The 19657-nt window shown below is 57.7% G+C and carries 16 protein-coding genes; 12 read left to right on the forward strand and 4 right to left on the reverse strand.

The features are described from left to right. Positions 1 to 26 precede the first annotated feature (26 nt). On the reverse strand, positions 27 to 833 hold the full coding sequence (locus IDH45_RS24605) for a hypothetical protein (RefSeq protein ID WP_223836930.1): 807 nt from the start codon (positions 831 to 833) through the stop codon (positions 27 to 29). A gap of 64 nt (positions 834 to 897) precedes the next feature. Further along, positions 898 to 2073, reverse strand: a complete 1176-nt coding sequence (locus IDH45_RS24610) for a M20 family metallopeptidase (RefSeq protein ID WP_190930791.1) — start codon at positions 2071 to 2073, stop codon at positions 898 to 900. 166 nt (positions 2074 to 2239) lie between these two features. Here IDH45_RS24610 and IDH45_RS24615 point away from each other — a divergent pair, with 166 nt between their 5' ends. After that, positions 2240 to 2890 (forward strand): GDSL-type esterase/lipase family protein, encoded by a 651-nt coding sequence (locus IDH45_RS24615; protein WP_190930792.1) that lies wholly within the window; start codon positions 2240 to 2242, stop codon positions 2888 to 2890. Here IDH45_RS24615 and IDH45_RS24620 read toward each other — a convergent pair. Next, positions 2865 to 3866, reverse strand: coding sequence for an electron transfer flavoprotein subunit alpha/FixB family protein (locus tag IDH45_RS24620; RefSeq protein WP_190930793.1), 1002 nt, complete (start codon positions 3864 to 3866; stop codon positions 2865 to 2867). The genes IDH45_RS24615 and IDH45_RS24620 overlap by 26 nt on opposite strands. Before the next feature lie 21 nt (positions 3867 to 3887). Then, on the reverse strand, positions 3888 to 4661 hold the full coding sequence (locus IDH45_RS24625; protein ID WP_190930794.1) for an electron transfer flavoprotein subunit beta/FixA family protein: 774 nt from the start codon (positions 4659 to 4661) through the stop codon (positions 3888 to 3890). Positions 4662 to 4877: 216 nt separating this feature from the next. Here IDH45_RS24625 and IDH45_RS24630 point away from each other — a divergent pair, with 216 nt between their 5' ends. From IDH45_RS24630 to IDH45_RS24680, 11 genes are all read left to right on the forward strand, one after another. Then, a complete protein-coding gene (locus tag IDH45_RS24630) occupies positions 4878 to 7067 on the forward strand; it encodes a (Fe-S)-binding protein (protein WP_317891281.1) in 2190 nt (729 codons plus the stop codon). Between the two features lie 34 nt (positions 7068 to 7101). Next, on the forward strand, positions 7102 to 9492 hold the full coding sequence (locus IDH45_RS24635) for a 3-hydroxyacyl-CoA dehydrogenase/enoyl-CoA hydratase family protein (protein ID WP_190930795.1): 2391 nt from the start codon (positions 7102 to 7104) through the stop codon (positions 9490 to 9492). Positions 9493 to 9507: 15 nt separating this feature from the next. Further along, a complete protein-coding gene (locus tag IDH45_RS24640; protein WP_190930796.1) occupies positions 9508 to 10692 on the forward strand; it encodes an acetyl-CoA C-acyltransferase in 1185 nt (394 codons plus the stop codon). 16 nt (positions 10693 to 10708) lie between these two features. Further along, positions 10709 to 12490, forward strand: coding sequence for an acyl-CoA dehydrogenase family protein (locus tag IDH45_RS24645; protein WP_190930797.1), 1782 nt, complete (start codon positions 10709 to 10711; stop codon positions 12488 to 12490). A gap of 94 nt (positions 12491 to 12584) precedes the next feature. Then, positions 12585 to 13016 carry a PaaI family thioesterase gene (locus IDH45_RS24650; RefSeq protein WP_190930798.1) on the forward strand — a complete coding sequence of 144 codons (432 nt, stop codon included), beginning with the start codon at positions 12585 to 12587 and terminating at the stop codon, positions 13014 to 13016. A 235-nt stretch (positions 13017 to 13251) separates the two neighbouring features. Beyond that, entirely contained in the window at positions 13252 to 13812 is a 561-nt protein-coding gene (locus IDH45_RS24655; RefSeq protein ID WP_190930799.1) for a DUF1273 domain-containing protein, read from the forward strand. A gap of 183 nt (positions 13813 to 13995) precedes the next feature. Beyond that, on the forward strand, positions 13996 to 14166 hold the full coding sequence (yhfH, locus tag IDH45_RS24660; RefSeq protein ID WP_190930800.1) for a protein YhfH: 171 nt from the start codon (positions 13996 to 13998) through the stop codon (positions 14164 to 14166). Between the two features lie 357 nt (positions 14167 to 14523). Beyond that, positions 14524 to 16218 carry a polysaccharide deacetylase family protein gene (locus IDH45_RS24665; protein ID WP_190930801.1) on the forward strand — a complete coding sequence of 565 codons (1695 nt, stop codon included), beginning with the start codon at positions 14524 to 14526 and terminating at the stop codon, positions 16216 to 16218. Between the two features lie 171 nt (positions 16219 to 16389). Further along, positions 16390 to 17355, forward strand: a complete 966-nt coding sequence (locus tag IDH45_RS24670) for an ABC transporter permease (RefSeq protein WP_317891282.1) — start codon at positions 16390 to 16392, stop codon at positions 17353 to 17355. 12 nt (positions 17356 to 17367) lie between these two features. Beyond that, positions 17368 to 18255 carry a carbohydrate ABC transporter permease gene (locus IDH45_RS24675; RefSeq protein ID WP_190930802.1) on the forward strand — a complete coding sequence of 296 codons (888 nt, stop codon included), beginning with the start codon at positions 17368 to 17370 and terminating at the stop codon, positions 18253 to 18255. Between the two features lie 278 nt (positions 18256 to 18533). Beyond that, on the forward strand, positions 18534 to 19634 hold the full coding sequence (locus IDH45_RS24680; protein WP_190930803.1) for an alanine racemase: 1101 nt from the start codon (positions 18534 to 18536) through the stop codon (positions 19632 to 19634). The last annotated feature ends 23 nt before the right edge of the window (positions 19635 to 19657 follow it).

Genomic DNA, 19657 nt, shown 5'->3' on the forward strand with positions numbered 1-19657 from the left:
TTTTATGTTCGCACTTACCGGCTGCACTACTCTTGCGTTACTTTTTGCAGCTTGGCCGGATTGTTGATTTTATACGGAACCGGATGTTTGGTCAGCTTTTTGGCCACGATTTTGCCTTCGAAGGTGAGGACGTCTCCGACCGCAAGGTCCAGCTTTTTCAGAGTGGCGCTGTGGCTGGACCAGGCGGAGCCGAGCTCAATCTCGGGTTCGGTGATGGCTACCGCTTCGTAAATGATAACTTCATCGTCCGTATCGGAGAAATGGTTCGGCACCGTCGTAAACTCCATCACGGTAGCTGTCATTTTCACTTTTTCTTCCGGTAATTGAATCTTTTCCTTTTTGCCTTTTCCTTTGGCTGTCGGCTCGGGCTTCGATTCCGGAACGGAAGCCGCCGGTTCTTCGGCCGCAGGCTCGTCCGGCGTTGATGCCTGAACTTGTTGAACCTCCTCCTGAGCTACTTGAGCTTCCTGAGCCTCCTGCACTTCCGCGTGTACCGCCGCTGCCGGTTCCGCATCTTCGGCTTCAGTTGAGTCATCCGACAATGCCGTAACCCTCCGGCCAAATGTTGAAGCTTGCATTTCTTTCAGATACGAAGGATGGATGCAATGCCGCTGCTTGTTGTCGAACTCGATGACGGCGGTAATCGGATCGGCCAATCCGATAATGCTGCAAGGGACGTTCAGTCCGTTCCCTTTGTAATAAAACGTTTTGGTTTTCGCCGCTTTCTCCGATAGCAATCCCCATGCCTTGCACTGCTCCACTAAAGCGGCTTCGTCCTCGAACGAATAAAAAGATCCGGGTTCGATTGTGAACGTATATCCTTGTCCCATCATAAAACGCTCCTTTCTGTTAGGCCCGACGAATCGTCGGCATCTGACCGTCTGGTCGGGTCCGGTCCTACTGTCCCGGCTTATTGGTCCGCTCAAACGCCAAGCGAATCCGCTCCAGCATGCCCGGAGTCGCCACCGCATCGTAAGCGGTGCCTGCAAGCGCCTTGGCGCCGAGGATCATCCCGTCCAGCGCGCGGTTCATCATCGCGTGATCGCGAAATTCCGGGGTGTGCAGCATGAACGGCTCATCAACGACCTGCACGAACGGATGGATCGCCGGACAGCGGCGGGATACGTTGCCCAGATCAAGCGAACCGTGGTCCTGTCCGGAAAATACGCGGTCGGCCGCAATTCCGAGCTCGTGCAGATTGGCGGTGAACGCCTCCGACAAAGGTTCGTTCGTCCGCAGCTCGTCGTACGAATATTCGTAATTGCTCGTCTTGAGCGTGCACCCCGTCTGCAGCGCAGCGCCTTCGGCACACCGGATAACTTTGCGCACGGTCTCGTCGGTGTAAGGACGGTTCGCCGACCGTACGTAAAACTGCGCGCACGCATAGTCGGGTATGATGTTCGGAGCTTTGCCGCCGTCCGTGATGACGCCGTGGATGCGGGTATGGCTCTCGAGCTGCTGCCGGAGCGCGTTCAGGCTGTTGAAGAGGAGGAGCACGGCGTCGAGCGCGTTTACTCCGTCCTGGGGATTGGCGGCGGCGTGCGCCGATTTGCCGTAATATTCGAATTGAAGCGCGTCCATCGCCAAAGAGGAGCCCGATTGCTCGTAGCGGTGGAACGGATGCGCCATCAGCGCCAGATCGACATCGTCGAACAGCCCGGCTTCGGCCATCGGCACTTTGGCGCCTTTGGTCTCCTCCGCAGGTGTGCCGTAGACGCGTATGGTGCCGCCGGTTGTATCGATCGCCGATTTCAGCCCGATCGCCGCCCCGATTCCCATCGTGCAGATCAGGTGATGGCCGCAAGCATGTCCAAGTCCGGGAAGCGCATCATATTCGCACAAAAAAGCGACCGTCGGTCCGGGCTTGTCCGATTCGTACATAGCGATGAAGGCGGTATCCAGGCCGAGTATTCCGGTCTCGACGCGGAAGCCGTGCTGTCTGAGCTTATCTGTCAATTTCCCGCACGCCAGCACTTCCTCGTGGCCGAGTTCGGGATGTTCGCCGATGAACAGAGCGATTTCCTTAAGCGCGTCCGCGTGATGTTCGATCGTGTTCCAGATGGTCTGTTTCATCCTGGCTCCCCCGTTTCCATAGCGTTATATCCCCATTGTAACAGGAAAGAGCGGCGCAATGCGAACCGTGAGCCTGCCTCCGGGAAGAAAACTTTGCTTGGCGTCGGGGCCCAATCGGCGTTTCTTGAATATGGTATAGCAATGACGACGTGTGGAGGTAGGTTTCATGAAGCGGGAGCTTGCATATTTGGCGATAGGCGATTCATTGACGGCAGGAGTGGGAGCACTTCCGGAGCAAAGCTTCGTACACCGGTATGCCCGGCTTCTTGAGACCGGTTACGGGTGGCAGGTGCGGACGGAAAATGCGGGGATCAGCGGGGCGACGACCGGCGCAGTGCTCGAAACGGTCCGGACGAACGGGCAGGTGCGTTCCGCTGCGGAGCGGTCAACGATCATTACGCTGACCGCAGGCGGAAACGATCTGATTCAGGCGGCAAAGCATTATTTCTTCGATAGCGATACGCGGCATCTTATGTCCGCCTTAAAGGCGTACCAGCGGAATATCGACTCGATTCTGGAAACGATCCAAGCGATAAAAGCCGGGGGCGATCCTTACTTCGTCCGCGTGCTGGGACTGTACAATCCGCTTCCGGAATTTGCCGAAGCGGCGTTTTGGGTTAATAAATTCAATGAGCATCTGCGTTCGTTTCATGCGGGCGACATTTACGTCATCGAAGTGTACGATCAGTTTCTCGGCAAGGAAGACAACCTGCTCGCGGACGACCGGTTTCATCCGAATGCGGAAGGGTACCGGATTATCGCGGAAAAGGTGCATGCGGCAGGATATCCGCTTATCCCGTGGATAACTGACGTTTGAACTCCTCGGTCAGCAGCGGCACGACTTCGAACAAATCCCCGACAATTCCGTAATCGGCGATTTTAAAAATCGGCGCTTCCGGATCTTTGTTGATCGCGACGATGACCCGCGATCCGCTCATCCCGGCTACATGCTGAATCGCTCCGCTGATCCCGCAGGCGATGTACAGCTCGGGCGTCACGACCTTGCCCGTCTGGCCGATCTGCAGCGCATAATCGCAGTAGCCGGCGTCGCATGCTCCGCGCGAAGCGCCTACGGCTCCGCCGAGCACATCTGCCAGCTCCGCCAGCGGCCGGAAGCCGTCTGCGCTTTTTACCCCGCGCCCGCCGGACACGATCATTTTCGCCTCCGCAAGATCGGTTTTGCCCGCCGTTCGGCGGACGACCTCCCGGATGACGGTGCGCAGACTGCCGTTGTCCGGAGCGGGGACCGCTTCGACTGCGCAGCTGGCCGATTCGGGCTCCTCGGCGGCGCTTCGTTCCGGCTTGCACGGGAAATTGTTCGGCCGGATCGTGACGATCCATGGCTCGCGGAGAAAGATCCGTTTCTCAAAAGCTTTTCCGGCGTAAATCGGACGGGTAAAGGCGAGTGTGCCTTGCTCCGGCGTGATCGCGATGACGTCTGATAGTTGCCCGGCGTCGAGCCGGGCGGCCAGCCGGGGGGCTAGATCTCTACCCGCAGCGGTATGTCCGAGCACGACCGCAGCAGGCGGGTTCGGGCCGGCGATCTTCACTAGCGACTGCAGCAGCCGTTCGGTATGGACCGGCTCTCCTGCGGCCAGTTCCTCGGCGAAGATACGGTCCGCACCGGCAAGGTGCAGCTCGCCGGTGTGCGCTTGCGGGTGATGACCCGCCAAGTAAACGGCTACGGTGCCGTCATCGCCTGCAACCATCCGGGCTGCGGCGACCGCTTCGAGCGATACTTGGCGAAGTGCGCCTTCGCGCAGCTCGGCTACAACGAGTACATAACGGCTCACGGGGACACCTCCTTTTCGGATTCATAACACTTTGGCGTCTTCGCGCAATGCCTGGATAAGCGACCGGACACGGTCGGGCGTCTCTCCACCCAGCAGGCGGCCGGCCTGACGGGGAGCCGGGAGCCGAATTCCGATCGTTTGCGTATAAGGCGCCAGCTCGTTTTCGGATAAGCCCAGATCCGCAACGGATAATCGCGAGAACGGTTTTTTCTTCGCTTTCATAATGCCCGGAAGCGTCGGATATCGCGGTTCGTTCAGTCCTTGCTGGGCGGTGATCAGAGCAGGCAGGGGCAGCTCCACCGTCTCGTCGTCGCCTTCCGCGTCGCGGACCGCGACCGCTCTCCCGCCGGGAGCCGGGTCGACTGTCAGCTTCGTGATTGCGCCGGCGTGGGGGAGATCCAGCAGCTCGGCGACGCGTAGCGCCACTTGGCCGGAGCCGCGGTCGACGGAGAAATGTCCGGCGATCACGAGGTCGAACGGCCTGCTGCGCAAATAGGCGGCGAGTTGCTTGGCGATCACCGCCTCGTCCGCGCCGTCCGGCTCCCCGATCAGCACCGCTTCGTCGGCTCCCATCGCAAGTGCCGTCCGAAGCGCCTCCGCACACCGCTCAGTTCCAACGGACACGACCGTCACTTGCCCGCTGTGCGCGTCGCGCAGCCGGATCGCCTCTTCTACCGCATATTCGTCGTAAGGATTAATGACGAACTTGACGCCGTCCTCATCCACTGCATCGTCCCGGACCCGCACCTTCTCCTCCGTATCGAACGTTTGTTTCAGCAATACAACCACATTCATCGGCTTACCCCTTTCCGTATGGGCTGCGGCGGCCGGATGGCGGATTTGCGGCTGCGGAGCAGACGAGTATTGTTGTCATGGGACCAGCCCGGCCGAACATACATTGCAAGTAACGCGAATTCGCGTTTTGCACTTCCTGCCTACCTGATTTATATGAAGAAAAGCCCGGGAATAATCCGGCCGGCAGGGCGAAAGCGGAAAGGAGCGTGTGTATCCGTGGTCTGGAAAGTCGTCCATTTCGCTTTGTTTCTAGCTGCGACCGGTTATGGCGCGTTGCTGTTCGGGAAGGCGGTATCCCGCCGGATCGCTTACATGAAGCTGGGGCAGCCCGAGAGTCCGGCTCGCCTCGACCGCCGCCGTGCGCGCGAATGGATCGCCCAGTTATTCGGACACCGCAAGTTGATGAAAGATCGCCGAAGCGGGATCATGCATCTCCTTGTTTTTTACGGCTTCATCGTCCTTCAGTTCGGGGCGGCCGACATCGTGCTGAAAGGGTTGTTCGGCGTCCGGCTGCCTGTGCCCGCCTACGACCTGTTTGTGCTCTCCCAAGAGATTACCGTCGTGGCGGTGCTTGTGGCGATCGGTTATGCGGGGTATCGCAGGTACGGGGAAAAACTGGCGAGGCTGAAGCGAGACTGGAAGCCGAGTATTGTGTTGTATTTTATCGGAGCCTTGCTGCTGTCGGTGCTGCTCGTATCCGCTTTCGAAAGACTGTGGCACGGACTGCCAGCTTCGCCGCTCGCGCCGGTGGCATCGCTGCTTGCCGCAGCGATGAGCGGCCTGGCCGGGAGCGTAACCGCAGCGGTGTTTTATTACACCGCCTGGTGGGCGCATTTGCTCATTTTGCTCGCCTTTCTCGTATATGTCCCCCAATCCAAACATTTTCATCTGCTGACGGCTCCGGTGAATTTGGCTTTGGCCCGCTCGTCTCCGCCGGGGAAGCTGCGGACGCTCGATCTGGAGGACGAGAATGCGGAGTCGTTCGGCGCGGGAGCGGTGGAGCAGTTTACGAGCAAGCAGTTGCTCGATCTGTACGCTTGCGTAGAGTGCGGCCGCTGTACGAACGTCTGCCCGGCATCGGGGACCGGGAAATTGTTGTCTCCGATGCATCTGATCGTCAAGCTGCGCGATCATCTGACCGAGAAGGGGGCGGCGGTAACTTCGAAATCGCCCTGGGTGCCCGCATTCGCTTTCCCCGGCACCGCAGGTTCGGCCTCCGTGTTCCGGCCGGAAGAGCCGGCCGGACGGGAATGGAGCGGCGGCGGAATTACGGATATCGGCCCGACGATGGAGCTGCAGAAGAAAAGCTGGATCAAGGCGGGCAGCGGCGCGGATGGAGAAAGCGCCGGGTCCGGAACGGCGGCTGCGATCGCAGATGTAAACCTGGTCGGCGACATCATGAGCCCGGAGGAGCTGTGGTCCTGCACGACATGCCGCAATTGCGAAGACCAGTGCCCGGTCGGCAACGAGCATGTCGATAAAATTATCGATATGCGCCGGTATCTGGTGCTGACGGAAGGAAGCATGCCTCACGACGGCCAGCGCGCCTTGCAAAACATCGAACGCCAAAGCAATCCCTGGGGGATCAGCCGCGGCGACCGCGCCAAATGGCTGGAGGAAGTGAAAGGAATATGGGTTCCGACGGTCCGGGATCTGCCGGATTTCGACTATTTGCTGTTCGTCGGATCGATGGGCTCTTACGATAACCGGACCAAAAAGGTGACCGTCGCGCTCGTCAAGCTGCTGGCCCATGCCGGCGTCCGGTTCGCGATTCTCGGTGCCGAGGAGCGCAATTCCGGCGATACGCCGAGGCGGATGGGCAACGAGCTGTTGTTTCAGCAGCTGTGCCAAGAAAATATTGCAGTGTTCCAAACGTACAACGTGCGTAAAATTGTAACCGCCTGTCCGCATACGTACAATACGCTGAAGCACGAGTATCCGGAGTTCGGCCTGGATGACGGCGTCGAAGTGTTCCATCACACCGAGCTGCTCGCCCGGCTGCTGTATGAAGGGAAGCTGGTACCGCAGCATGCGGTCCGGCAGCGGACGACGTATCACGATTCCTGTTACTTGGGGCGTTACAACGGCACCTACGAAGCTCCGCGGGATATTTTAAGAGCGATACCGGGCTTGACTCTCGCCGAGATGGACAGATCCGGAGCTAATGCGATGTGCTGCGGGGCCGGCGGCGGTCTGATGTGGCTGGAGGAGAGCCGGGGCAAGCGGATCAACGTGGCCCGGACCGAGCAGGCGCTCGCCGTAGAGCCAGCCGTGATCGCCAGCGCTTGTCCGTATTGCCTGACGATGATGGAGGACGGTACGAAGCAGCTGTCCGCAGAGGATCGTGTCGCGGCGAAAGACGTCGCCGAGCTGCTGGGGGAATCGGTGTTCGGGCCGCGGAGTTAATGCATCAAAATGCCAAGAAGGAGGGACTTCCCGTATGAGAACGATCCGAACGGTCGCCGTTATCGGCTCCGGCGTGATGGGGGCGGGGATCGCGGCGCATCTGGCGAATGCGGGCATCCATGTATGGCTGCTCGACCGCGTACCGGAACGGCTTACGCCGGAAGAGGAAGCGGCCGGACGAACGATCCGGCATCCGGACGTGCGCAACCGGCTGGCAAGAGAAGCGATCATCCGGCTGAACAAGACGAATCCGGCCGTTTTTTTCGAAGAACGATGCGCGGAGCTGATCCGCATAGGCAACGTGGAGGACGACCTGCATCGGCTGAAGGAAGCGGACTGGATTATTGAGGCGATCACCGAACGGCTGGATGACAAGCGGGAGCTGCTGAGACGGATCGAACCGGTATGGACGCCAGGAATGGTCGTCAGCTCGAATACGTCAGGCATCTCGATCGCCGCGATGGCGGAAGCGGTCGGTCCGGAACTGCGCTCTTATTTTCTCGGCACTCATTTTTTCAACCCTCCCCGGTATATGCCGCTCGTCGAAGTCATTCCGGGACCCGCGACGAAGCTGGACGTATTGTCCGGGATGAAGCAGTTTCTCGGCCACCGACTCGGCAAAGGCGTCGTATTTGCCAAGGACACGCCGAATTTTATCGCCAACCGGATCGGGACCTACGGTTTGCTCGTCACGCTGCGGCTGATGGCCGAGCAGGGTTATACGGTCGGGGAGATTGACGCCGTAACGGGCCCTGCGCTTGGCAGGCCCAAAAGCGCCACGTTCCGCACGCTTGATCTGGTCGGCCTGGATACGTTCGTCCATGTAGCCAAAAACGTGTACGACCATGCCTCCGATCCGGCGGAGAAGGCGACGTTCGACACTCCGGAGCTGCTGGCGGACATGACCCGCCTCGGGTGGCTAGGCGAGAAGGCCGGGCAAGGATTTTACAAAAAAGTGAAGACAGATACGGGTTCCCGGATTTTGGAGCTGAATCCGGCCACTATGCAGTATGCGGAGGCTTCGCCGGTGAAGGCGGCATCGCTGGAGGCGGCTCGAGCAGCCAAAGGGGCGGCGGCGAAGTGCAGGGCTTTGCTCGGAGGCGAAGACCGGTATGCCGAGCTGGCCTGGGAAGTCGTTAAGCCGGTTCTCCTCTATGCGGCCGACAAAGCGGATGAAATCGCGGATACGATCGCCGATGTGGACAAAGCGATGCGGCTCGGCTTCAACTGGGAGCTCGGCCCGTTCGAGCTGTGGGACGCGATCGGGCTTGCCCGGTCGGCAGCGCGCATGGAAGCCGAAGGGGCGATCGTCCCGGACTGGGTGAAGCGGTGGATCGAGGCCGGCAACGCGACGTTTTACAAGCGGGAGAACGGCAGCAGGCGGTATGCCCACGCCGGGCAGTACGTGCAGCTCGTGGACGATATCGAGCATCTCTCCCTCCGGGGCTTGAAGGACAAAGGACGCACCGTGCTGTCCAACGGCGGCGCGAGTCTGATCGACATCGGCGAAGAGGTCGCTTGTCTGGAGTTCCATTCGCCGAGCAATGCGATCGGCAGCGATATTTTGACGATGATCCGCAAAAGCGTGGAAGAGGTGCGCCGCCATTACCGCGGACTTGTTATTGCGAACGAAGGCCGCAACTTTTGCGTCGGGGCCAATCTGATGCTGCTCTTGATGGAAGCGCAGGAGGAAGAATGGGACGAAGTGGACCGGATTATTCGCGTGTTCCAGGAAGCGATGATGGAGCTGAAGACGGCCGGGCGCCCGGTGGTGGCGGCGCCGCATCGGATGACGCTGGGCGGGGGCGTCGAAGTGTGCATGGCCGCGGACCGGGTGACGGCTTACGCGGAAACCTACTACGGCCTTGTGGAAGCCGGAGTCGGCCTGATCCCGGCGGGCGGAGGAACGAAGGAAATGGCGCTCCGTGCGGCGGAAACGACGGCTGGCGGCGACGATCTGCAGCCGGCGGTCAACCGCGCATTCGAGGTGATCGGCATGGCCAAGGTGTCGACGAGCGCGCCGGAAGCCGTTCGTCTCGGGCTTATGCGCAGCGCGGACCGGACGGTGATGAACCGCGACCGGCTCGTGCACGAGGCGCGGCGCACCGTGCTGGAGCTGCACCGCGACGGTTATGCCCGCCGAAGCGGCGAGTCGGTCCGGGTCGTCGGCCGCGAAGGGAAAGCGGTGCTGCTGGCCGGAGCGCAGTCGATGCGGGAAGGCGGATACATCTCGGAGCACGACTTCAAAATCGCGCGAAAGCTGGCCCATGTGCTGGCCGGAGGAGACGTGCCCTCGGGTACGCAGGTCACGGAAGCGTATATGCTCGATCTGGAGCGCGAAGCGTTTCTGAGCTTGTGCGGCGAACCGAAGACGCAGGCGCGTATGAAGCATATGCTGTCGGCCGGCAAGCCGCTGAGAAACTGACGGGAGGTGGCTTCTATGGAGGAGGCGGTAATCGTATCGGCTGTCCGGACAGCCGTCGGCCGGGGACGCAAAGGCTCGCTTGCCCAGACGCGGCCCGAGGATCTGGGCAAAACTGTGTTGCAGGCCGCTGTGGAGCGGGTTCCCGGTCTGACGAAAGAGCAGGTGGACGATATCGTGATCGGCTGCGCCATGCCCGAGGGCGAGCAGGGGCTTAATTTCGCCAGAGCGATGGCTTTGTATTCCGGATTCCCCGTAACGGTGCCGGCGATAACGGTCAACCGGTTCTGCTCGTCAGGCTTGCAGGCGATTGCATATGCGGCCGAACGCATTCAGCTGGGGTATGCGGATACGATCATTGCCGGAGGGGTGGAGAGCATGAGCCGCGTCCCGATGACGGGCTTCAAGCCTTCCCCGCATCCGGGGCTGATCGCACTTATGCCCGAAGTGTATATGGGTATGGGTCATACGGCCGAACGGGTGGCGGCCAGATACGGCATCACCCGGGAAGAGCAGGACCGGTTTGCCTGCGCCAGCCATGCGAAGGCGGCGGCCGCACAAGCGGCGGGAACATTTAAAGACGAGATCGTCCCGGTCGATACGGCGGTTCGCGGATTCGATTCTGAACGGGGCGCATGGACGAAGCCGCTCCGCTTCGATACGGACGAGTGCATTCGGGCGGATACGTCCATGGAGGTACTGGCCTCTCTGAAGCCGGCTTTCTCGGCCAAAGGCACGGTAACGGCGGGCAACGCGTCGCCGGTCAGCGACGGCGCAAGCGCCTTGACCGTGATGAGCAGGCGCAAAGCCGAGGCGCTCGGCCTGAAGCCGCTCGCGGCGTTCCGTTCCTTTGCGGTCGCCGGGGTAGCGCCGGAGCTGATGGGAATCGGGCCGGTCGAAGCGATTCCGAAAGCTTTGCGCCTTGCCGGTATCGGCCGGGACGAGGTGCGTTTATTCGAAATTAACGAAGCATTCGCCTCGCAATGCATTCAGGTGATCCGTCAACTTGAGCTGGACGAAGCGAAAGTGAACGTCAACGGCGGCGCGATCGCGCTCGGCCACCCGCTGGGTTGCACCGGAGCCAAGCTGGCGGCGACGTTAATCCGCGAGCTGGGCAGGCGCGGCGGCGGTTACGGCGTCGTCTCGATGTGTATCGGCGGCGGCATGGGGGCGGCAGGCGTATTTGAAGTTTATGAAGGCTGAAGGAGGAGCGGCGCATATGGTGACAACGGTTAAGGGCGGAAGCTTTGTCATCGATTCGGCGGACTGGAACAGCGTATCGACGCCCGAGGATTTGAGCGGGGAGCAGTTGATGATCGCAGGGACGACCGAACATTTTATCGAGAACGAGGTGCTGCCGCACGACGAGGCGCTGGAGAAGCTGGACTACGGCTTGACCGTCCGGCTGATCCGCAAAGCCGGAGAACTGGGCTTGCTTGGCGTCGATATTCCCGAGCCATACGGAGGGCTCGGCCTGGATAAAGTGAGCTCGACGCTGATCAGCGAGAAGCTGGCGAGAGGCTCCTCGTTTGCGTTGTCGGTCGGCGCGCATGTGGGGATCGGCACGCTGCCGATCGTGTTTTTCGGCACCCCGGAGCAGAAGAAGCGGTATTTGCCGGACTTGGCCGACGGTTCCAAGATCGCCGCCTACTGCTTGACCGAGCCTTCGTCCGGCTCGGACGCCCTGGGGGCGAGGACGACGGCGAAACTGTCGGAGGACGGGACGTATTACGAGCTGAACGGAACGAAACAGTTTATTACGAACGCCGGCTTTGCCGATGTGTTTATCGTCTATGCGAAAATAAACGGCAAGCTGTTCTCGGCGTTTATCGTCGAGCGTTCGATGGAAGGGGTCAGCATAGGACCCGAGGAGAAAAAGATGGGCATCAAAGGGTCGTCGACCTGCCCGCTTATTCTGGAGGGGGTTCGCGTCCCGGTATCCAATCTGCTCGGGGAACCTGGCAAGGGTCATCTTATCGCCTTTAATATTCTGAATATCGGCAGGTTCAAGCTTGGAGCCGGCTGCGTCGGAGGAGCCAAGGAGGCGATCGCGCTAAGCGCGTCCTATGCGAACGAGCGGACCCAATTCGGCAAGCCGATATCGTCCTTTCCGCTGATCGGCCAGAAGCTCGCGGAGATGAATATCGTCACCTATGTGCTCGAAAGCATGGTATACCGTACGGCCGGGCTGATCGACGGGATTTTGCAGGACATCGATCTGAGCAGCGAGCAGGCCGGCGTACAGTCCGCCAAGGGCATAGCCGAATATGCACTGGAATGCTCGATCATTAAGGTGTTCGGTACGGAGGCGCTGGACCGTGTGGCCGACGAAGGGGTGCAAATTCACGGAGGCTACGGATTTATCCAGGAGTACAAAATTGAGCGTATCTACCGCGATTCGCGGATTAACCGGATCTTCGAAGGGACGAATGAAATCAACCGGCTGCTCATTCCCGGAACGCTGCTGAAAAAGGCGATGAAGGGCGAACTCCCGCTGATGGAGCGCGCCCAAAGCGTGCAGATGAGCATGCTGGAGCCGACCTCCGTGAGGAGCGAGACGGACGACAGACTCGGCGAAGAGAAGCGGTTGCTCGCGACGGCGAAGCAAATCTTCCTGCTCATCGGCGGGCAGGCGGTTCAAACGTACGGGATGGAGCTGGAGGAGCAGCAGGAAGTGCTGTCGCGGCTGGCCGATATGATGATCCGGATCTATGCGATGGAAAGCGCGCTGCTGCGTGCGGAGAAAATAACGGCGAGATCCGGCGCGGCCAAAGGTGGGCTGGCGGAAGCGATGACGAAGGTGTACGTTTGCGAAGCGTTCGCCGAGATCGAGCAGGCGGCCAAACAAAACGTCGCGGCGATGGCCTCGGGCGATCTGCTGTCGCTGCAGTTGTCGGTGCTGCGCAAATGGACCCGGCATACTCCGGTCGATACGATCTCGCTCAAGCGGCGGATTGCGGAAAGCGTCAAAACGGAGCAAAGGTATACGGTCATCCGCTAGGCGAGCAGGACGGGAGGCCCTGGATGCAAGAGGAACGGGATGCGTCCGGTGAAGCGGTTCTTCCGTCAAGTCTGCTTCGGAAGGAGACGGCAACGTGGACGGCAACGTGGAGGAGTTGATCAGCAAGCTGGGGGAAGCGGCCAGAGGCACGTTCTGGGACGATATCGGGTGTGTCCTCGAGTTTGCGGAGCCGGGCAAAACAATCGTGTCGCTGGAGGTAGAGAGCCGGCATCTGAACGGCATCGGCATCTTGCACGGAGGCGTGCACGCTTCGCTGCTGGATAATGCGATGGGCATTACCGCGATGATCGCCAGGCCGGGAGAAAAGGTGGTGACGACGAATCTGAATCTGCATTACTTATCGCCTCTGTGGCCGGGCAAAGTAACAGTTACCGCCGAACTGATCCATCAGTCGCGCAAAATTTTGACCGTTCAGGGGAAAATCGAGGACGAACAAGGGAATCTCGGCTCGTGGGGCGTCGGTTCGTTCCGCGCGTCGGGCGGTACCGCTCCGGGTCAGGGCTGACCGGTGATCCTGCAAGGAGAAGCGCGCTGGAGCTTGGGCGATGCCAAGGAAGCTTAGGCGTGCTTCTCCCCGTTTGCATGGCGCTGACCTTTCAACGAACGTTTTCCCTTGGCGGGACAGAAAGGTTGTACATGCGCACAAAAATTCCGTATATTCGTACATAGGACATCACTTTGCAGCGGCGGGTGCCGGACTTGCTTTCAACCAGCATAACGGCACAGAGAGGAATATACGGATGAAGAACATTCTGGTTACGGGCTACCGGGCGCACGAGCTTAACATATTCGATCAGAAAAACAAAGGGATCGCTTATATTAAAAAGGCGATCGAAGGAAGGCTCCTTCCTTTAATCGAGGAAGGATTGGAGTGGGTGCTTACGCCGGGCCAATACGGCGTCGATCTATGGGCGTGCGAGACCGTTATCGAACTGAAGAAACGGTATCCGCACTTGAAGCTGTCGATCATCGCGGCTTATCAAAATCCGGAAGAAAAGTGGAAAGAGGAGAAGCAGCAGTATTTTCACGACATCCTCAACAAAGTCGATTATTACGGGACGGTGAGCAACCAGCCTTACAACGGCGTTTGGCAGCTGACGGCGAGAGACGATTTGCTGCTTCGCAAAACGGACGGCATCCTGTTGTTCTACGACGAGGACGCAGCGGAAGGCAGTCCCCGATTTTACAAGCAAAAAGCGATGAAAAAACACGAAAAGGACGGGTACCGGATTTTGACGATCCGTTCGGACGATATTCAGAGTATCGCAGACGAGGAAAGATACAGCGGGTTTGATTCGTAGTTGTCGGGAAGCAGAAGAAAAGCGAGCAAGCGAGCGGGGTTCTTTGGCCGACAGGCCGGGAAGCCCGTTTTTGTTTTGTCAAAATATTCTTTCTCGCAATTACGCATAGATTGTTATATAATAAAATCACATAAAATACAATCTGTATTAGTACAACTATTCCGAAAGGTGTGAAGGTCTCGAATGCTGCCATCCGTCAACCAGTTTTTCGATTCGCTGCCCAAAAAGCAATGTGCCAAATGCGGTACCGTCATGGAGGAACAATCGGAATGTTACATGCACGTCTGTACCGAATGCAGCGGGGAGAAAACGTATCCGCTTTCCTTTCAGCCCGATTCGAAAAAAGCGATTTAGTCCGTTCTGTGGTGGGTTGCCCTTGATCCGCCGATCAGGTAGGTTTGTTTTGCGTTTTGGATTTTTGAATGAACCATGAACGCGCCGCTTCTGTTTGCCGGCGTGAATGTGCAGATGAATATCCAACGGCGGAAAAGCTTGAGAAATCAAGCTTTTTCCTTGTTTTCACACCGGTTTGAACCGCAAAAAAAACAACTTTGATCCATTGTGCCAAAACTTCTTCATTGCCGATCGGCGTTTCATATGATACATTTTTAATGTTTTTATGATAAATTAAATACAGGTAATATACAGATTCGAAATGTGTCCGGGATCAGGAACAAGATGGGTCTGACTAACCGAGGGGAGAGAAGTGGAATGACAAAAGCAGCCAAAATTGCGGTGTTGCGCGACCGGAATGCCCATCTTAAGCGGAACCAAAATGGGCAGAACGCGTTCGGATCGTTTGCCGGGGAAGTTTTGTCGCATGCAGGGATCGGTTATACCGAGCTGCATGAAGCGTCGGAAGTCGAAGCTTGTGACTGCGATGTAATTATCGCCGCCGTCTGCGCGGAAGATGACCTAACTGCGGCCGTACTGACGGCGTATATGGAGCGGGGCGGCGTCGTGATCTCATGCGCGGGCTTGAATAAGCTGGGTACGACACTGGGCTACGCCAAAGAGGAGATCGGCGTCGGTTATGCTCACCTGAACACGCAAGCCGCCGGGCAGACGCCACTGCGTTTTCTGGAAGCCGTTCCGTGGCGTCCGTTCAAGGAGAACAGCGCCGCTCCGGCCGAACAGACGGGATCGATTGTGAAGGATCGTCCGGACGGAGTGGAGGCGGGACCCGCCCTGCAGGTTTTCTCCGTCGGGGCCGGCCGGCTGTACCGCTGGTCGGTCGACATCTGGGATACGATCGTCCGGCTGCAGCAGGGGAAAGCGCCCGTACTCGAAGACGGCGTTCCTGCGCGCGACGGGACCGGCGCTGTGAACGACAACATTTTGAAAGCCGACGATCAGATGGCTGTGGACTGGGAGCTGGACCGGGTCGTAACGGAGACGGGCATGCCGTATTTCCCATACCCGTATGCCGATCTGTGGAAGGAAGCGTTCATCGGATCGATGCTGGAGGCGTTGGTCAGAGACGGGAAAACGATCCCTCTCATCGGCTATTATCCGAATGGAATCTCGCAGGTGCTCATGATTTCCCATGACAGTGACCATAATAAGGACGAACATGCGGAGGCGACGCTGGCGCTGCTGGATGAAGTCGGCGTTCAGACGACCTGGTGCATGCTGGAGTCGGGGTACAGTGGACACATTTACGACAAGGTGAAAGCGGCCGGCCATGAGCTCGCGTTCCACTACAACGCGCTGGACAGCCAAGGCGGCAAATGGTCGGAGGAAGAGTTCGTCCGCCAGCTCGGATGGCTCAAGGAAGCAACGGGTATGGACCGGATTACGTCGAACAAAAACCACTACACCCGCTTCGAAGGCTGGGGGGAACTGTTCGAATGGTGCGAGCGGCACGGGATCGCGGCCGATCAGACTCGCGGCCCGAGCAAAAAAGGCAATGTGGGCATGCTGTTCGGCACCTGTCATCCTTACTTCCCGATCGCATGGGCGAACGACGGTAATCGACATTACGACGTGCTCGAGATGAGCTTCTTAACCCAGGATCTGGAGCTTTCGAATTTGTCCGACAATTCCGTCATCCGTCCGTTTCTGGAGCAGGTGAAGCGGGTAGGCGGAGTGGCGCATTTCCTGTACCATCAGATCCATATTTACAACTGGGAAGCCGTGCGAAATTCGATCCGCAAGCTGGTGTCGGAAGCGCGTCAACTTCAGTTTGAATTATGGACAGGAAAAAAAGTGAACGACTGGGAACGATATCGCCGCACCTTAAAGGCCGACTTAAGCGGTGACGGAAAAGTCAGTCTCGAAGGGGCAGCGTCGGAGTGGGACATCGTCGTATACGTGCCCGTTACCGCAAGCGGCACAGGCGATCTCGGCGACGGGACAGTCGAGCGGTTCGGTGTTCCTTGCAGGAAAGAGGTAATCCGAATTTGAGCTTCCCGGGTCTTTCGCTGCTTGTACAATAAAGACCTTTTAAAGACATATTTTGCGTCACGTTAACCTTGTAATCAGAATCCCGAACGAATATTATTAATGTATGGGATAGCTTTGTAAACGCTTTACCGTTTCGACACGAAACGCAATTCAAACAGGAGGAATGCAGGAGTGAAGACAGACCATGTTGCGGCAGGAAATTCGGACGGACCTGTGAGCTTAGCGCAAAAGTTCCGCTTCATTGGCAGAACAATCGTCCGTTACCGTTGGTTTTACCTGATGATGCTTCCAGGCATACTGTATTACATCATCTACCACTATATACCAATGGGCGGCCTGCTGATCGCATTTAAGAAGTACAACCTGGTCAAAGGGATTTGGGGCAGTGATTGGGCCGGATTCGACAATTTCCGAACCGTGTTCACGTCTCCGGACTTTTGGGATCTACTTCGAAACACATTAGTAATCAGCGTGTACAGAATCGTATTCAACATGCTGCCGGACTTATTGTTTGCGCTGATTTTGAACGAGATTCGACTGCAGTGGTTTAAGCGGGTCGTTCAAACGATCACTTACGGCCCTTACTTCTTGTCGTGGATTATCGTATACGGACTCGTATTCTCCTTCCTGGCTCCGGACGCTGGTCTGATCAGCACCTGGTGGAGAGATAATACGGGCGAGACACTGAACTTGTTAACAGACAAAGACTGGTTTAGGCCTATACTGATCATAACGGATATTTGGAAAAGTACCGGTTACGGCGCCATTATCTACCTGGCGGCTCTGGCTACGATCAATAACGAGCTGTATGAAGCGGCCGTCGTTGACGGAGCGGGACGCTGGCGACAGATCTGGCACATTACGCTGCCGGGTATCCGCGAAGTATTTGTATTGCTGCTTATTTTGCGTATCGGTCATATTTTGGACGCAGGCTTCGAGCAAGTGTATATCTTCTTGAACGCCCGTGTATATGAGGTTGGGGACATCATTGACACTTGGGTATTCCGGCGAGGGATCGAGCAACTGGATTTCAGCGTGGCGGCCGCGGTCGGTTTCTTCAAATCGATTATCGGATTTGTGCTTGTCGTCACTGCGAACAAGGTTGCAAAAAAACTCGGCGGGTCCGGGATCTGGTAGGAGGTCAAAACGATGTCATTCATACTCAAAAAGACAAAATCCGATTACGTTGTCGACTTTGTTATCTACTTGTCCATGACCTTGTTCGGTCTTGCTACGCTGTTCCCTCTATACTACGTAGTCGTGATGTCGATTACTCCGATCGCGGAAGTTTTGCGTAACGGCGGATTCGTCATCTGGCCGAATGAAGTAACCTTCGAAGCCTACAAATACATTTTCGAGAGCAACCGGATTCCGAACGCGTTGAAGATTACGGTAATCGTAACGGTAATCGGAACGTTCTGTAACCTGCTCGTTACGACGTTCCTGGCTTACCCGCTCTCGAAAAGGTTTCTGCCAGGACGTAACTTCGTTCTCGTCGGAATCGTATTCACAATGCTGTTCTCCGGCGGTCTGATTCCGCTGTACATCATCGTCCGGGCGACTGGCTTGCTTAACACGATATGGGCGCTTATTATACCGGGACTCGTCTCGTCGTTTAACTTGCTGATCATGAAGACGTATTTCGAGAACTTGCCGGCCGAGGTGGAAGAGGCGGCCAAGGTCGACGGCTGCAGCGACATGCAGACGCTCTTCCGGATCGTCCTACCTCTGTCGATGCCGATTATGGCGACACTCGGCTTGTTCTACGGGGTCTCCCACTGGAACGCATACTTCGGCGGTATTATGTACTTGACCGACAAAGATCTGATGCCGATCCAGGTCGTGCTGCGGAATATGATCGTATCGCCAAGCGTCAGCTCGGAGCTGAATGTTAATGCGAGCGATCTGCAGACGCTGCCTCCGGAGACGATCAAGATGGCCACAGTCGTTGTGGCGATCATTCCGATTCTCATTATTTATCCGTTTCTGCAGAAATATTTCGTCAAAGGGATGCTGCTCGGTTCGATCAAAGGTTAATCGCCGGCAACCGCTGCGACTTTACGGGGAAGGGGCTGCTAGCTCCTTTTTTCCCGTTTCAGGACACAGCGCCCCTGACATCGGGACAGACTTGCGGTTCCGCAATGTTGACCAAACTGGACTCTTATCGGACTTTATGTTCGACAAGGGTCTTTTTTCTATTTGGGAAAAGTTTTTCTTGATGGGAAATCGGTGCTGTGATACGATGATCGCGAAAACACTTTTTCCGGTCCGTCCGGCACCGGAATCTAACTATACCTTTCGGGGAGAGGATTCGAATGAGCACTATGGAGCAATGGGAGTCTCCAACCGTTCTGATCGATCTGGATATACTGGACAAAAATTTACGAGATACCGCAAATAACGCCTCCAGAGCCGGCGTGAAGCTGCGTCCTCACACGAAAACTCATAAAAGCGTCTGGCTGGCGAAGGAGCAGATCCGTTACGGAGCGGCGGGCATTACGGTCGCCAAGCTCGGGGAAGCGGAAGTGATGGCGGAAGGCGGCATCGACGATATTCTGATTGCGTTCCCGGTCATCGGGGCTTCGAAGCTGGAGCGGCTCGGCCGGTTGATGGATAAGGCGAAAATTACGCTCAGCACCGATGACGAAGACGTCGCCAGACAGCTGTCGGAATTCGGCAAAAGCTTGAACCGGGAAGTGCCTCTTTATGTCGATGTGAACACAGGTCTCAACCGCTGCGGCCGGGAGCCGGGCGAAGAGACGGCCGAGCTGGTCAAGCGGATCTCGCAGCTGCCGTACATACGCGTGACCGGCCTGATGACGCACTCCGGCCATGCGTACGGCCACAATACTCCGGATGCGATTCGTGAAGCGGCCAAGCAAGAAGCGGAAGCGCTGCTGATGACGAAACAGCTTCTGGAGAAGGACGGAATCGGAATCGAGAACATCAGCGTAGGTTCGACCCCGACTTCCAAGTTCATCACAGACGTTGCCGGGATCGGCGTGACGGAGACGCGTCCGGGCGCTTACGTATTCGGCGACGGAGGCCAGTGGAAGATGGGGCTGATCTCCGAGGAGCAATGCGCGATGACGGTGGTTGCTACGGTGGTCGGGCGTCCGCGTCCGGGTACGATCATTATCGACGCGGGCTCGAAGACGTTAAGCAGCGACGTGAGCAAGTATCATCCCGGTTATGGCGTTATCCTCGGTCATGAGGGAGTCGTCATCGAACGGCTGAGCGAGGAGCACGGCATCGTTTCGGTTCCGGACCGGGATCAGTTCCAGGTCGGACAGCAGCTTCGGATCGTGCCGAACCACTGCTGTGTCGTGACGAATCTGCATGACCGGCTTGCCGGCGTACGCGGCGGCCGCTTCGAGAAATGGCTGACGGTAGATGCCCGAGGCAAAGTTCAGTAAGTCCAGGCAATGCGCGCACATTT

Origin of the sequence: Paenibacillus oceani (assembly GCF_014705615.1) — a bacterium.
Lineage (GTDB): Bacteria > Bacillota > Bacilli > Paenibacillales > NBRC-103111 > Paenibacillus_AB > Paenibacillus_AB oceani.